At 41.5% G+C, this 15056-nt stretch carries 14 protein-coding genes; 7 read left to right on the top strand and 7 right to left on the bottom strand.

Annotated features, from left to right (window positions below; translation table 11 throughout):
• Nucleotides 1–27: 27 nt before the first annotated feature.
• The 6 genes from CWC18_RS14300 (at nucleotide 28) to CWC18_RS14325 (ending at nucleotide 7185) form a co-directional block, all read left to right on the top strand.
• Nucleotides 28–1206 (top strand): phosphoglycerate kinase, encoded by a 1179-nt coding sequence (locus CWC18_RS14300; RefSeq protein WP_138675518.1) that lies wholly within the window; start codon nucleotides 28–30, stop codon nucleotides 1204–1206.
• Between the two features lie 176 nt (nucleotides 1207–1382).
• Nucleotides 1383–2447, top strand: a complete 1065-nt coding sequence (gene fba / locus CWC18_RS14305; RefSeq protein WP_138675519.1) for a class II fructose-bisphosphate aldolase — start codon at nucleotides 1383–1385, stop codon at nucleotides 2445–2447.
• 506 nt (nucleotides 2448–2953) lie between these two features.
• Nucleotides 2954–3910 carry a porin gene (locus tag CWC18_RS14310; protein WP_138591639.1) on the top strand — a complete coding sequence of 319 codons (957 nt, stop codon included), beginning with the start codon at nucleotides 2954–2956 and terminating at the stop codon, nucleotides 3908–3910.
• 178 nt (nucleotides 3911–4088) lie between these two features.
• Nucleotides 4089–4778 (top strand): phosphate regulon transcriptional regulator PhoB, encoded by a 690-nt coding sequence (phoB, locus tag CWC18_RS14315; RefSeq protein WP_010362411.1) that lies wholly within the window; start codon nucleotides 4089–4091, stop codon nucleotides 4776–4778.
• Between the two features lie 34 nt (nucleotides 4779–4812).
• Nucleotides 4813–6147, top strand: a complete 1335-nt coding sequence (gene phoR / locus CWC18_RS14320) for a phosphate regulon sensor histidine kinase PhoR (protein WP_138675520.1) — start codon at nucleotides 4813–4815, stop codon at nucleotides 6145–6147.
• A gap of 69 nt (nucleotides 6148–6216) precedes the next feature.
• On the top strand, nucleotides 6217–7185 hold the full coding sequence (locus CWC18_RS14325) for a PstS family phosphate ABC transporter substrate-binding protein (RefSeq protein WP_138591641.1): 969 nt from the start codon (nucleotides 6217–6219) through the stop codon (nucleotides 7183–7185).
• Nucleotides 7186–7634: 449 nt separating this feature from the next.
• Here the strand turns inward: CWC18_RS14325 and panC are convergent, their stop codons facing one another.
• The 7 genes from panC to sfsA all read right to left on the bottom strand — a co-directional run bounded on the left by panC (nucleotide 7635) and on the right by sfsA (nucleotide 13628).
• A complete protein-coding gene (gene panC, locus CWC18_RS14335) occupies nucleotides 7635–8483 on the bottom strand; it encodes a pantoate--beta-alanine ligase (RefSeq protein WP_138591643.1) in 849 nt (282 codons plus the stop codon).
• Entirely contained in the window at nucleotides 8483–9277 is a 795-nt protein-coding gene (gene panB / locus CWC18_RS14340; protein WP_138675521.1) for a 3-methyl-2-oxobutanoate hydroxymethyltransferase, read from the bottom strand. Before panB ends, panC begins: the two co-directional genes overlap by 1 nt.
• A gap of 33 nt (nucleotides 9278–9310) precedes the next feature.
• Nucleotides 9311–9793: a 2-amino-4-hydroxy-6-hydroxymethyldihydropteridine diphosphokinase gene (gene folK, locus CWC18_RS14345; RefSeq protein WP_138675522.1), complete on the bottom strand. Its 483-nt coding sequence runs from the start codon at nucleotides 9791–9793 to the stop codon at nucleotides 9311–9313.
• Complete coding sequence (pcnB, locus tag CWC18_RS14350; protein WP_138591646.1) at nucleotides 9790–11142, bottom strand: polynucleotide adenylyltransferase PcnB; 1353 nt, start codon at nucleotides 11140–11142, stop codon at nucleotides 9790–9792. The genes folK and pcnB overlap by 4 nt, the downstream gene beginning before the upstream one ends.
• Before the next feature lie 242 nt (nucleotides 11143–11384).
• Nucleotides 11385–12290, bottom strand: coding sequence for a tRNA glutamyl-Q(34) synthetase GluQRS (gluQRS, locus tag CWC18_RS14355; protein ID WP_138591647.1), 906 nt, complete (start codon nucleotides 12288–12290; stop codon nucleotides 11385–11387).
• Nucleotides 12291–12302: 12 nt separating this feature from the next.
• On the bottom strand, nucleotides 12303–12746 hold the full coding sequence (dksA, locus tag CWC18_RS14360) for an RNA polymerase-binding protein DksA (RefSeq protein WP_119861127.1): 444 nt from the start codon (nucleotides 12744–12746) through the stop codon (nucleotides 12303–12305).
• 174 nt (nucleotides 12747–12920) lie between these two features.
• The gene (gene sfsA, locus CWC18_RS14365; protein ID WP_138675523.1) at nucleotides 12921–13628 is read right to left on the bottom strand and encodes a DNA/RNA nuclease SfsA; all 708 of its coding nucleotides are present in this window, start codon (nucleotides 13626–13628) and stop codon (nucleotides 12921–12923) included.
• A gap of 82 nt (nucleotides 13629–13710) precedes the next feature.
• Here sfsA and pepB point away from each other — a divergent pair, with 82 nt between their 5' ends.
• Nucleotides 13711–15006, top strand: coding sequence for an aminopeptidase PepB (gene pepB / locus CWC18_RS14370; RefSeq protein ID WP_138675524.1), 1296 nt, complete (start codon nucleotides 13711–13713; stop codon nucleotides 15004–15006).
• The last annotated feature ends 50 nt before the right edge of the window (nucleotides 15007–15056 follow it).

Raw genomic sequence — 15056 nt, forward strand, 5'->3', positions numbered from 1 at the left:
TAAGTATCGTTTAGTAAGGAGATGTTCATGTCAGTCATCAAAATGGCAGATTTAGATTTAAGCGGCAAGCGCGTATTAATTCGTGAAGATTTGAATGTGCCAGTTAAAGGTGGAAAAGTCACCTCTGATGCACGGATCCGCGCATCTTTACCGACTATCAAATTAGCACTTGAAAAAGGCGCTAAAGTGATGGTTATGTCTCATCTAGGTCGCCCTGTTGAGGGAGAGTATGATGAGCAGTACTCATTACAGCCTGTCGTTGACTATCTTAATGATGCACTTGAGCAATCTGTTCGTTTAGAAAAAGAGTATTTGAATGGTGTTGAAGTTGCTGAAAACGAAGTAGTTGTTTTTGAAAATGTGCGCTTTAATGTGGGCGAGAAAAAAGATGATGAAACATTATCAAAACAGCTAGCAGCATTGTGCGATGTGTATGTGATGGATGCTTTTGGTACAGCTCATCGTGCGCAAGCATCTACGCATGGCGTAGGTTTGTTTGCCGAGACTGCATGTGCAGGGCCTTTATTAGCAAATGAGTTAGAGGCACTGGGTAAAGCACTCGATAATCCGGCGCGTCCGCTAGTTGCAATTGTAGGTGGGTCAAAGGTATCAACAAAATTAACAGTACTAGATTCTTTGTCGATCGTGGTTGATCAATTGGTTGCAGGTGGTGGTATTGCGAATACCTTTATTGCAGCTGCGGGTAACCCCGTAGGTAAATCATTATTTGAAGCAGACTTAATTGCTGAAGCGAATAAGCTGACGACTGCGGCAAAAGCGAACAATGGTGAAATTCCAGTTCCAAGTGATGTCGTTGTCGGTACTGAATTTTCAGAATCAGCAGTAGCGACTATAAAAGACGTTGCTGATGTTACGGCTGAAGATATGATTTTTGACATCGGTCCTAATACCGCAAATACGTTGGCAAAAATCATTGAGCAAGCGGGTACCGTGGTCTGGAATGGACCTGTAGGCGTCTTTGAATTTGACCAATTTGGTAATGGTACACAGGCAATTGCTAATGCGATTGCAAAATCTGATGCATTTTCAATTGCAGGGGGGGGCGATACTCTAGCAGCTATTGATAAATATGGTGTAGCAGACAATATTTCATATATCTCGACTGGTGGTGGTGCTTTTTTAGAGTTTTTAGAAGGGAAAAAATTACCAGCAGTAGCTATGCTTGAGAAAAGAGCTAGCGTGTAAAAAGAATTATGGCCAGCGTTTGCTGGCCTAATTATTTGTCTTATATCTCTCTCACATTTGATATTTGATAAATATAGCTTCGCCGTTAGTAGGCGAGGTGACTAGGTAGTCACAGATAAAATTATCCCGTTCAAACTAGATGATAGAGACTGTCATCGACTATTGGAGAAAGCAATATGGCTTTAATCAGTATGCGTCAATTACTTGATCATGCAGCCGAGTATGGTTACGGCGTTCCTGCCTTCAACGTAAACAACCAAGAACAAATGCGCGCCATTATGGAAGCGGCACACAAGACAAACAGTCCTGTGATTGTTCAAGGTTCAGCCGGAGCTCGTGCTTATGCTGGTGCCCCATTTATTCGTCATATGATCCTTGCCGCTGTAGAAGAGTGGCCTCATATTCCAGTAGTAATGCATCAAGATCACGGTACATCCCCCGGTATTTGCCAGCGCTCAATTCAACTTGGCTTCTCATCAGTAATGATGGATGGCTCTTTGCTTGAAGATGGTAAAACACCTTCAAGTTATGAGTATAATGTTGATGTTACGCGACGTACAGTAGATATGGCACATGCATGTGGCGTGTCAGTTGAAGGTGAACTTGGTGTGCTAGGGTCTTTGGAAACTGGTGAAGCTGGTGAAGAGGATGGGATTGGTGCCGTTGGTAAGCTTAGTCTAGATCAACTACTTACCGACCCTGAAGAAGCAGCCGACTTTGTTAGCAAAACAGGTGTTGACGCATTAGCAATTGCTTGTGGTACATCCCATGGTGCTTATAAATTTACACGTCCGCCTACAGGCGACATATTGGCTATTAATCGTATTAAAGATATTCATACGCGTATTCCAAATACCCACCTAGTTATGCATGGATCATCATCTGTACCGCAAGATTGGTTAGCCGTGATTAATGAACATGGTGGTCAGATCCCTGAAACGTATGGGGTACCTGTTGAGCAGATCATCGAAGGGATCAAGCATGGTGTTCGCAAAGTAAATATAGATACAGATCTACGTTTAGCGTCTACCGGTGCTATTCGCCGTCATTTGGCAGAGAACCCAGCCAACTTTGATCCTCGTAAGTATTTGGCTGAGGCAACAAAGGCGATGACAGCAATTTGTGTTGATCGTTATGAAGCATTTGGTACCGCCGGCAATGCGAATAAGATCAAGCCAATCTCTTTAGATGATATGCACTTGAAGTACTTGTCAGGCGAACTTGAGCAACAGATCAAATAAATACTAACGTCAGTTAATTCTATATAAAGCTCCTTTAAGGGGCTTTTTTTTGGATCATTATTTTATTAACACAGCTACTGTGAGAATGAATTTAAAGTATTGATATAAAGTAATATTTTACAATTAAGTGCGTTGAGCTACCACTTGCTTATGTTAAGATCAGGTAGAGATCATTATTATACTAACGCAGTCGTGAAGAGGATCTATTAAAGGTTGATAACACCTTATATCGCGCTTGATACGCGCATTTATGACAGGGTTTAGGGCAAGTGACTTAATCTTTTTGAGTTAAATAGAAGACTTAAGCTAGTAAAATAATGATCCCAGTTTGGATCCGGTTGGTATTATTCTGATCCTTTACCCTGTTGTTGATATAAATTTGATCTGTTCTTTTTCATCAACTTGATCTATTGCAAATTGCAGCTAATTTTTAAATTAGATAAAAATTATGTAAATGCCATACGGAACTGGTGTTTACCTCTTACTATTCTGAGGCTGCGCTACTTATGAAGACTAAAATACTATTGTTCTTATCGACAGTCAGTTTACTTACTGTATCTGACATTACCCTTGCAAATGACGTTAAAGTATATGGCCGGGTCCATGCTGGCTTGCAGTTTAGCGACATAGGCGATGACGATGAAACATCCATTAAGAGCTACGCCTCGAGAATGGGTTTGAAGGGCAAGGCTAAGGTGAATGATGGCCTTGATGTATTTTTTAAATACGAATTTGAAGTAAATCCTGTTGATAATGATAAAGATGGAAAAAATGGCGACAATATTACAGCGCGATCTCAATATGTGGGGGTAAAAGGAAAGTATGGTGAAGTGCTGGTGGGAAGAAATGATACTCCTTTGAAAAAGTCGCAAGGTAAAGTTGATTTAATGAATGATTTTACCTCGGACAACAAAGCGTTGTTCGCTGGGGATAATCGGTTAGGTGATACGATTCAATATACGTCCCCATCGCTGAATCATATGAAATTTATTGTTAGTTACATTGCTGAAGACAACAGTAAGCAAGATGGAGAGACTGGGTTGTCTATGGCGGGGGTTTATGGTGATAGTAAACTGAAAAAAACGTCCATTTATGCCAGTGTTGCAAGAGACACAAAAGTAGCAGGACGAGATATCACTCGGCTTGTTGTTCAAGGAAAGCTTGGAGATGCGACTATAGGCGGCTTGTATCAACAAAGTGAGAAAGTCGACAGTGATGACTCTGTTGACAGTGTTGTGGTGAGTGCGTCATATAAGTTGCCTAACAGTTACAAGCTATTAGCCCAATATCAGGACTCTGATGGCGCAGAAGGCAAGTTGAAAGACTCTGGTAATTCAACCTCGGTTGGGGTTGAGAAAAAGCTCTCAAAGCAAGCTCGGATGTATTTATGGTACTCTAAATTTAGCTTAGATAACACACCAGATCAGGATCATATGGCATTGACGCTTCGTTATGATTTTTAAATAAAAATCCCAAAAATTGAAATAAACCTGTCATAACTTTTTGATAAAAAAATCGCTTAACATAAATAGTTAAGTGATTTTTTGGCACCTTTTGTCAATCCACGTTACACTTTCATAAAACTGTCACACTAAGTCATAATAATGAAAACATCTTCGGTAATGAAAGAGAATATTGGGAATGTCACGTAAAGTACTTGTAGTTGATGATGAAGCACCTATCAGAGAGATGTTGGTATTTGTGCTGGAACAAAATGGGTTTCAAGCAATTGAAGCAGAAGATTACGATTCAGCAATTACTGCGATGGTTGAACCGTACCCGGATATGGTATTGCTAGATTGGATGCTACCAGGTGGCAGTGGTATACAAATTGCAAAAAAATTCAAGCAAAGTGAGTACACACGACAAATACCAATCATAATGTTGACTGCACGTGGGGAAGAAGAGGATAAAGTAAAAGGCCTTGAGGTGGGAGCTGATGATTATGTCACCAAACCTTTTTCTCCAAAAGAACTGATGGCAAGAATTAAAGCCGTTATCCGTCGAGTATCTCCGACTTCACTAGAAGAAGCGATTGAAGTACATGGATTAAGATTAGACCCTATTTCACATCGAGTGACTTCTGCGGGCAGTGAGTTAGATATGGGACCTACAGAGTTCCGTTTATTACACTTCTTTATGACGCACCCAGAGCGAGTATATAGTCGAGAACAGTTACTTGACCATGTTTGGGGTACAAATGTTTATGTTGAAGACCGTACGGTGGATGTTCATATTCGTCGTTTACGCAAAGCGATAGCGCCTTTAGGACATGATCGACTGGTTCAAACTGTGCGTGGCGCAGGATATCGATTTTCAAGTAAGTTGTAAGTGCATGGCACATTGTTATTAGGGTCAATCATTTATGTACCGAGTGATTAATAAGCAGGCGTTGTTTAAGCGCCTGTTTTTGTATTTTTTGCCTTTGACATTAATCGGTATTTTGATTGGCGCACCGTTTATTTTATTGTTTATCGGTGCGTTATCATTATTGCTTTGGCATTATCACCAATTATATAGGTTAAGTGATTGGTTACTGAATCAGCGCAGTTTCAACCCGCCAGAAGGGGAAGGCGCCTGGGAACAAATATTTGAAGGGATTTACCACCTTCAGCATCGTAATCGTAAAAAACGTAACGAATTAGCTGAATTGATCCGCCGCTTTAGAGAAGGGGCTGAAGCAGTACCAGATGCTGTGGTTGTGCTGCAACAGGATTTAAGTATTGTTTGGTGTAACCAACTGGCACTAAAAGTTCTTGGTCTACAGTGGCCAACAGATCATGGTCAGCGCTTAGACAACTTGATTCGAGATCCTAAATTTATAAAGTACATGCAATCACATGACTTTGATGATCCATTAGAGCTAGATTCAGGGCATGCAGGCGAGCAAGTGCTTGAGTTTCGAGTTATGCCCTATGCTGAACAATTAATGATGGTGGTACGAGATATCACACGTTTAAAACAGCTAGAGCAGATGCGTAAAGATTTTGTCGCCAATGTATCTCATGAGCTAAGAACGCCATTAACAGTCGTTACTGGATATTTAGAGATGATGGATGCGGACAATATGCCACCTCCTATGATGTGGGAGAAAGCACATGGCACCATGATAGAGCAATGCAAACGGATGGATAGCCTTGTGAATCAATTACTGTCTTTGTCACGCATAGAGGGTGCGCGTCGACAGGAGAAAGACAAACCCGTACGTGTACCGGATATGTTGGCATTGATCCAAACTGAAGCCCATTCAGTTAATCAAGATAAGCACCATGAATTGATTTTTGAAGTAGATAAGTGTTTAGACATTCTTGGTTCTGCTGATGAACTACGCAGTGCATTTTCTAATTTGGTATTTAATGCGATCCACTATACAAAATTAGAGGGGCGAGTTGTCGTTAGGTGGCAGCGGATAGAGGATCAAGCGTGCTTTTCTGTTGAAGATAATGGTGATGGGATAGCCCCTGAGCATATTAATCGCCTAACTGAGCGGTTTTATCGTGTTGATAAAGCGCGTAGCAGAAAAACGGGCGGATCTGGTCTTGGTTTAGCGATCACCAAACATGTATTAACACGACATAATTCTAGCTTAGAGATCCAAAGTACAGTGGGTGAGGGATCGTGTTTTTCTTTTGCATTTGCATCAGAGAAAGTAAAAATTATGACAAATGATGAAAGTCATGAAAGTGTCATTTTAAAGTAATTTTTTTGTCATTAAAACGCGGCAGAATGAATCGCGTAATTTAATGGGAGAACAATTGGAGCAACCCAAATGAAATTCAAAAGTTTAGTCGCCGCAATGGGCGTAGCTGTTACAACACTTGTCGCAACACAGGCGTCAGCATTAGACAAAAATTTAGTAGAGTATAATAAAACTAGCGGTATTTCAGGTAACTTCTCTTCAGTTGGCTCTGATACACTTGCTAACATGATGACCTTTTGGGCAGAAGAGTACAAGCGTATTTACCCAAATGTAAACATTCAAATTCAGGCTGCGGGTTCTTCAACAGCGCCGCCAGCTTTAACAGAAGCGACTTCTAACTTTGGCCCAATGAGCCGTAAGATGAAGTCTAAAGAAATCGAAGCATTCGAAAAGCGTTATGGTTACAAACCAACAGAAGTACGCGTTGCAATAGATGCACTGGCAGTATTCGTGCATAAAGATAACCCAATTGAAGGCTTACGTATTGACCAAGTTGATGCTATTTTCTCTTCAACGCGCAAGTGTGGAGCAGAGGAAGAAGTAAAACGTTGGAGCGATGTTGGTTTAGCGGGGAATTGGGCTGCAAAAGATGTGCAGTTATATGGACGCAACTCAGTATCTGGCACATACGGTTATTTTAAGAAAAAAGCCCTATGTAAAGGTGACTTTCGAAATAATGTAAATGAACAGCCAGGCTCTGCGTCTGTTGTTCAGTCAATTTCATCTTCTGTTAATGCAATTGGCTACTCTGGTATTGGTTACAAAACATCTGGTGTAAGAACGGTTCCTTTGGCTAAAAAGGGCGATAACTTTGTTGATGCAACACTCGACAATGTTGCTAAAGGTAAGTATCCGTTATCAAGATTCTTGTATGTTTATGTAAATAAACACCCAAACAAGCCGCTATCACCAATTGAAGCTGAGTTCTTAAAAATGGTGCTATCAAAGGATGGCCAGAAAATTGTTGAGAAAGATGGTTATGTACCGTTATCTAGCAAGATGGCAACCATTGAATTGAAGAAACTAGGTCTTTTGTAAGATAAACTAGTTTAAAAAAAGCCGCTCAATCGAGCGGCTTTTTTGTATCTACTTCTGTGTATCAATAATTCTTAAGTATTAAAGCTAATTTTAAAAAATGACGACTACCAAAAACTGATTTTTAGAAGTCGACACCAATAAAAGTAGTATTTTTATGACTATGTTACGGTCAGTATCGACTTTATACTTAACAGGTTATTACTGATATTTTGGATTACTATTCTTTGTTAGCTTTTCGACTTGAGCTTTGCATTGATTGAAAGAATCAATACATTCGCTATCACATATATCATGCGACATAGTTCCTGGGGTGTTACTTTGCTTACAACTGCTTTCACATTGATAGTTTTGTTGAGCGCAGTGATTCAATTCCGCAGAGTTGTAATTCTGACAAGCGCTTAATAATACGATTACACAGAGTGGCAGTCCGAATTTCATCTTACTTCCTTCTAGATTGACACTTGTAAGTTATCTATTAATCTCACTGATCCTAAAAAGGCGGCAGCTAAGATCACAAAGTGATCATCATCAAGTGTAGCAGGCTTTAATGTATTATTGTTTGCAATAGCAAAGTAATCAGGCTGTAACCCTTGCTTTTGTAAGGTTGCCTTTGCTTGGTTTTCTATTAAAGTAAAATCAGTATTACCTTCTTTGAGTTTATCTGCTGCTTCTGTGAGCGTGCGATATAGCGCCTTTGCGGTATCTTTTTCACTATCGCTTAAATAACCATTACGAGAGCTCATAGCGAGCCCTGAATACTCTCGTTGTGTTGCAATACCAATTATTTCGATAGGCATTGATAAGTCACGCACCATGGTGCGGATCACTTGCAGTTGTTGGTAGTCTTTTTCGCCAAAACAAGCAAAGTCAGGCTGAACCATATTAAATAGCTTAGTAACCACGGTTGCTACGCCTTTAAAGTGACCCGGCCTTTTGCCACCGCAATAGCCAAGTGAAATATCAGGCACATCTACATAGCTTTGTGCAGTCAGCCCATTTGGATAAATAGACTCAACGGTAGGGGTAAATACCATGTCAGTACCCAGCTCGGCTAGGCCGTTTTTGTCTTCACTTAGGGTGCGAGGGTAGTTATCTAAATCTTCATTAGCACCAAATTGCATAGGATTAACAAAAATACTCACTACGACTTTATCGGCAAGTGTTTTTGCTTTTTCGACCAATGAAAAATGGCCTAGATGCAAATTTCCCATAGTTGGTACAAATGCAATGCTTAACCCTTGTTGTCGCCAGGCTTTGATTTGGCCTCTTAGTGATTTAATTTCTGAGGTTGACTGCATTAATTAAACTCATGCTCGGAAGTTGGAAATGCGCCAGATTTAACGTCTGAACAATAATTTTTAACTGCATCAGGCATATTACCGCTTTCAGCTAAGTAATTTTTAGAAAATTTAGGGATATATCCTGCAGATATGCCCACTAAGTCATGCATGACCAGGATCTGTCCATCGGTATCTTTACCTGCACCAATGCCAATGACGGGAATATTGACTCCTTCGGTAATACGCTTAGCCAATGCTGATGGAATACACTCAATAACCAGAAGCTGTGCACCGGCACGTTCTAGTGCTTGGGCATCCGCGACCATTATATCAGCTTGTTCTTGTTCCCTACCTTGGATTTTGAATCCACCGAATACATGCACAGATTGTGGTGTAAGACCTAAATGACCACAAACGGGGATCCCTTGCTGGGTGAGTGCTTGAATACTTTCATGGAGCCATTTGCCACCTTCAACTTTTACCATGTTGGCACCAGAACGCATCAATTTTGCAGCATTTTCACAGCTTTGCTGTGGATTTGCATAACTCATAAAGGGCATATCAGCAACAACAAATAAGTCTTTGCTGCCAGCGCGTACGCAGCGAGTATGGTAGGCAATTTCATCAGTGGTAACCGCTAATGTATCATCGCCGCCTTGTAGTACCATACCCAGTGAATCACCCACTAAGACAATGTCGATACCATTGTCATGAAATAACTTTGCAAAGCTAGCATCATAGGCTGTTAGTGCCGTAATTTTTGTTTGCTCTAGCTTCATTTTTGCTAAGGTCGATACAGTTATTTTAGGCATGCCATTTCCTTTTCAATACGGAAGTCGTTTTTATTAGTTAAGTGGTATTAGGTTATTTAATGCCACATTGTTACTGATGCTTTGCAATGTTCTACCGTCAGGTAGAATGAGCTCTGGTTCTAGCTCTAATAAGGGATAAACCACAAATTCACGCTGGCATAAACCATAGTGAGGAACCACTAATCGCGGTGTATTTATAATATCATTCGCAAATAACAAAATATCTAAATCGAGCGTTCTAGGACCCCAACGTTCACTTTTTCGTTGTCGACCTTGTTCAAGCTCTATTTTTTGTAATGAGTCTAACAAAGCCTCAGGCGCAAGTGAGGTGCTTAACTTCGCAACTGCATTAACATAATCAGGCTGATCTTGTGGGCCCATAGGTTTAGATGCATAAAACTTAGACACTGTTATTAGTTGACACTGAGCCAAGCTTCTTAGTGCACCAACCGCATTGTGTAGCTGCGCTATCGGATCATCTAAGTTTGCCCCTAAGCCTATGAAGACAGTGTTCATGATTCACTCGGTTTTTTTTTCGGTTTACGGCGAAAACGGCGACGAGGTTTATTTGAGTCACCATGCCCTAACCCTTTGACCATGTCTTTTTGGCCGTTTACATCTTGTTGTAGATACTCAGTCCACCACTGTGCAAGGTCAGCTTGTTCTTGCTCGCCACTTTCAACACGTAATAGTAAGAAGTCATAAGCGGCTTTAAAGCGAGGTTGTTGGCTTAATCGATAAGCTCTTTGTCCTGCGCGCTTATCTAAACGTAGTTGGATATGCCAAATATCACGGGCACCTAACGTAAAGCGTTTTGGCACCGCGACATGTTGCGCATTTTCGCTTAACACATGGTTCATTGCTTGAGCATATGCATCAAATAACGGCATATTTTCTTTTTGTAGTTGCTCACTGCGTTTTAATAGCGGGAACCACAATAACGCGGCATAAACGAAGGCCGGTGTTACTTTTTTCTCGGCATTAATTCGCTTATCCGTGTTAGCAAACATTTGCGCTATAAATTTAGTCTCAAAGCCGGTTTCACTGTTTTCAATGATGTCGTCCAGTGCTGGAAATAGCTGCTTGAATAAGCCAAATTCACGCAGTAAGTGATAATTCTCTTGCGCTTTTCCGTTTAAGAATAATTTGAGGGTCTCTTCAAATAAACGCGCTGCAGGAATGTGTGATAATAGTTCGGATAGCTCATAAATAGGGTCTTTAGTAGGCTGTGCAATTTCCATATCTAATTTTGTTGCAAACCTCACTGCTCGAAGCATACGCACGGGATCTTCACGGTAGCGCGTTTCTGGATCGCCAATTAATTCTATTTTGCGATTCGCAATTGCGTCCATACCATTGGCAAAATCATGGATGGTAAAATCTTTAATAGAGTAGTAAAGTGCATTAATAGAGAAGTCGCGGCGCTCAGCGTCTTCCTCAATTGAACCATAGACGTTATCACGCAGCAGTTGACCGTGTTCACTTGACTGACTTGTTTGATTTTTATCTGCACTGGCTTCGTGGTGTCCACGCATCGTCGCGACTTCAATAATTTCACGACCAAATACAATGTGAGCTAGGCGAAAGCGGCGACCAATCAGACGGCAGTTACGAAATAGCTTTTTAATTTGTTCTGGTGTTGCGTTGGTTACAACATCAAAGTCTTTTGGTTCAACGCCCAGTAGAATGTCGCGAATACATCCACCGACTAAATAGGCGTCATACCCACCGTCTTTTAAGCGATACAGCACCTTAATAGCATTAGGGCTAAAGTGTTTGCGAGATATACTGTGCTCACTACGTGGGATTACTTGAGGCTCAGCACAAGCGACAAGTTCTGATGATGCTTTCTCACCATTGACCAGCTGTCTGCAAAATTTTAATAGCTTAGAAATAATAACCTGTCTCCTAAAAACTCATACCAATGCATGTTTCGACTAAATATCAGACCCAGTGTATTTTAGCTAACTGCTTTATTTATGAGCGGTTAATCAGGGACCCAAAGTACTTGCTGCCAATCGCTTATAGTGTAGGCGATTTTATAAGGCTCGCTATGATATACCAGTCAAGTAAAAAAATTAAGTTACAGGCGATAAATAATCTTAGATTAGGAACATTCGTGGAGTTGTAGCTCACTAACAGACGGGATAGCCTGTAAATTAAAGTGCTCTAGCGCCCAGTTTAAAATATCCTCAGCGCGATTGTGTGCAATCTCTTTTGGCACTGATAGTCCTAAATAATCCAGTGCGCTGCATAGGGTTGGTTGAGGTGTACTTCTGTCAATAGCTGGTGCATGGTTTTGCTTTGATAACTTCAGACCTGGTTCGGTAACAATGACTGGCACGTGTGCATAATGTGGAGCCGGTTTATTAAGTTGTTGGAATAAACCAAGTTGCCGAGCCGTGGGCTCAAGTAAATCAGCACCACGCACAATGTGATTAATGTTTTGTGCGATGTCGTCAAGTACAACAACAAGCTGGTAAGCGTGCAACCCATCACGGCGTTTTACAATATAATCTTCATGTGCCAACGATGATGAGGTATTGACTTGACCTTGGATCATATCTGTAAATTGCAATACAGGGTGATGTTGTTTTAGACGCAGTGCATTACCTTCAGCAGGGTGTTGTAACGCTCTGCAATGGTTCGAGTATAATCCCCCACTGCGTTTTATTTCTTTGCGGGTGCAAACACAGGGGTAAATTAAACTTTGCTGCTGTAATTCACTGAGTACATGGTTGTAGTAGTCATGTCGCAAGCTCTGATAGATAACCTGTTCATCCCAATGCAAGCCAAACGCTTCTAACGTATGTAAAATGTGGCTATCAGCTCCTTTGAGCATTCTGGGGGTGTCAATATCTTCCATGCGAACAAGCCATTTTCCATTTTGCTGTTTTGCTGCAAGGTAACTGGCGAGTGCGGCCACTAATGAGCCAAAATGAAGTGGTCCAGATGGCGAAGGAGCAAACCGGCCACGATAGCTCCCTTCGGTTGATAATGCTGGGGTAAGCATAAATGGCAGAGTTTAACCTCTACCGTTTTGTTTTTCTTTAATTTCGGCCAGTGTTTTACAATCAACACACAAATCAGCGGTTGGGCGTGCCTCTAAGCGACGGATCCCGATTTCAATACCACAAGACTCACAGAAGCCGAAATCATCGTCTTCAATCAGTTGCAGTGTTTTTTCTATTTTCTTAATAAGTTTACGTTCACGATCTCGCGTACGTAGTTCTAAAGAAAACTCTTCCTCTTGTGCTGCACGGTCTACAGGATCTGGAAAGTTTGCTGCTTCATCTTGCATGTGCGTTTTTGTACGATCTACTTCATTTCTAAGATCTTTACGCCATGCATCTAATATTGCTTTAAAATGCGCACGTTGTGCGTCATTCATGTATTCTTCGCCTGGTTTTTCCTGATATGGTTGTAAACCGGCTTGAGCCAACAACCCTAGTTTCTTTTGGTCTGGCATAGCATTCTCCTAAATCCTTAACACAATACCCCAGCTAACGCCGGCGGCTATAAATAGCAGAATCTCACACCCTTAGCAAACACTTTGTCTCACAAATTAATGCTTGAGTGGGTAAGAATCAGTCATAGAGGTTAAATTCTAATGAGCAGCGATATGGGGGTGGTTTTTTAAAATTCAAGCCATTAATACCGGTACACGGTGTTTTATTTTTATCTCTTCAAAACTGATCGTGGTGTTATACGCGTAAATTTCCACACCCATTTCTTTAGCTTTAACAAGCAGTTTAGCATATTCATGGTCTATATGTGCAGCAGGCTTAACGGATTCTATGCCGGTGTGCATAACCATAAATAAAAGTACTGCGCGATGGCCTTGTAGTTTCATCTGTATTAACTCTCTTAGATGCTTTTGACCTCTGAGGGTTTGCGTGTCGGGAAAGTACCCTTGTTGCTGGTCTAGTAATGTGACAGATTTAACTTCGATGTAGCAGTCAGCTCGATTAGGGTCGCGTAAAAGTATATCTATACGACTGTTTTCTTTGCCATATTTCACTTCACTTTGATGTATCTCATAATCTAAAAGTTCGGGTATTTGGTGCATTTTCAATGCTTCAATAGCGACCTTATTCGCATGATTGGTATTGACACAAATTAGGTGATTGAGCGTGTTTTGCGTGAGCTCGAGAGAGTGAGGGTATTTTCGCTTGGTATTTTTACTGGTGGAGTAAAAAGCTTTGAAACCAGAGTCAGCACAGCCTGTCATTTTGCCCGTATTTGCGCAATGCACGGTGAACTCAGCGCCGTCGGCTTCGACTAAATCGACCAAAAATCGTTTATATCGTTTAATTAATTGCGCTTCGTTTAATGCGCTTGAAAATTTCATGGTTTAATCGCAAGTCAGTTGGGTGATACAAAACCCTAGTGTACACTGAGTCTTATAATATAAGCGCAAAGGTTAAGATAAAATGTCTGATAAATTTATTGTTCGTTTAAGTGAACAAGCTGCCGCATCTCATTGGGGCCAAGGTACAGGGCTATCATTTTCTGAAGATGGCGCGACTATCCATTTACAAGAAAATGAGACTTTAAAAAACATTCAAAAAGCGGCGCGTAGCATCGCACAGCAAGGGATAAAAAGCGTTTCTTTATCAGGAGACACTTGGTGCACTGAATCACAGTGGGCATTTTATCAAGGCTTTGTGAGCCCGAAACAACTGGCCGGTGTTACATTTTTTGAGAATGCTCAGTCAGATTTGACGGAATTAGCTGCTTTGCAAACAGCAGCTTCATGGGCGCGCAGTATGATCAATGGTACCGCGGAAGATGTTTACCCAGAAAGCTTAGCGGGAAATGCTGCCGAGTTTATCCAATCACTTGCACCTGAGCATGTCAGCTATCAAATTATCAAAGGTAACGCATTGCTTGAACAGCAGTGGATTGGTATTCACGAAGTAGGCCGTGGCAGTGAGCGCCCACCAGTGTTGCTTGAGCTAGATTACAACCCGACGGGAGATGCTAATGCACCAGTGAGTGCAGCTCTAGTGGGTAAAGGGATCACATTCGATTCAGGTGGCTACTCAATTAAATCGAGTGAAGGCATGCTGGGTATGAAGTGCGATATGGGTGGCGCGGCAACCGTTACTGCAGGCCTCGCTCTGGCAATTCAGCGCGGTATGAAAAAACGTATTAAGCTTTTCTTATGCTGTGCAGAAAACTTAATTTCTGGCCATGCTTATAAGCTGGGTGACATTTTAACATATAAAAATGGCACGACCGTTGAGATTGTTAACACGGATGCTGAGGGGCGTTTGGTATTAGCTGATGGCTTAATGGCGGCGGGTGAAACGGGCGCTGAATTAATCATTGATGCAGCAACCTTGACTGGTGCGGCATTAGTGGCCGTTGGCCAAGAATATAACGCGCTGTTTGGCTTAGATAAAGCACTTGTGAACGACGTGCAACAGTTTGCGAGCGATGAATTTGAAGCCGCGTGGCCATTACCGCTTGAGCCTTGGCATAAAAACAACTGCCCATCGCCGTATGCTGATACAGCAAATAGCAGGGCACAAAAAGGTGGCGGCTTTGGTGGCGCATCGAATGCGGCAGGTTTCTTAGCGCGCTTTGTACCAAATGAAGGGCAAGGTTGGGTTCATATTGATTTAGCTGCGGCATTCCAAAATAATGCGGGCAGTCAATGGTCGGCAGGTGCAACAACATTAGGTATGCGTACTATTGCACGTACATTACAAGAAAAAGCCTAATTAAATAAAAGGTTTTAAGTTAAAAAAGCATGCTCAGGCATGCTTTTTTT

This window comes from Pseudoalteromonas aurantia (genome assembly GCF_005886875.1).
In the GTDB taxonomy this organism is placed as follows: domain Bacteria; phylum Pseudomonadota; class Gammaproteobacteria; order Enterobacterales; family Alteromonadaceae; genus Pseudoalteromonas; species Pseudoalteromonas aurantia_A.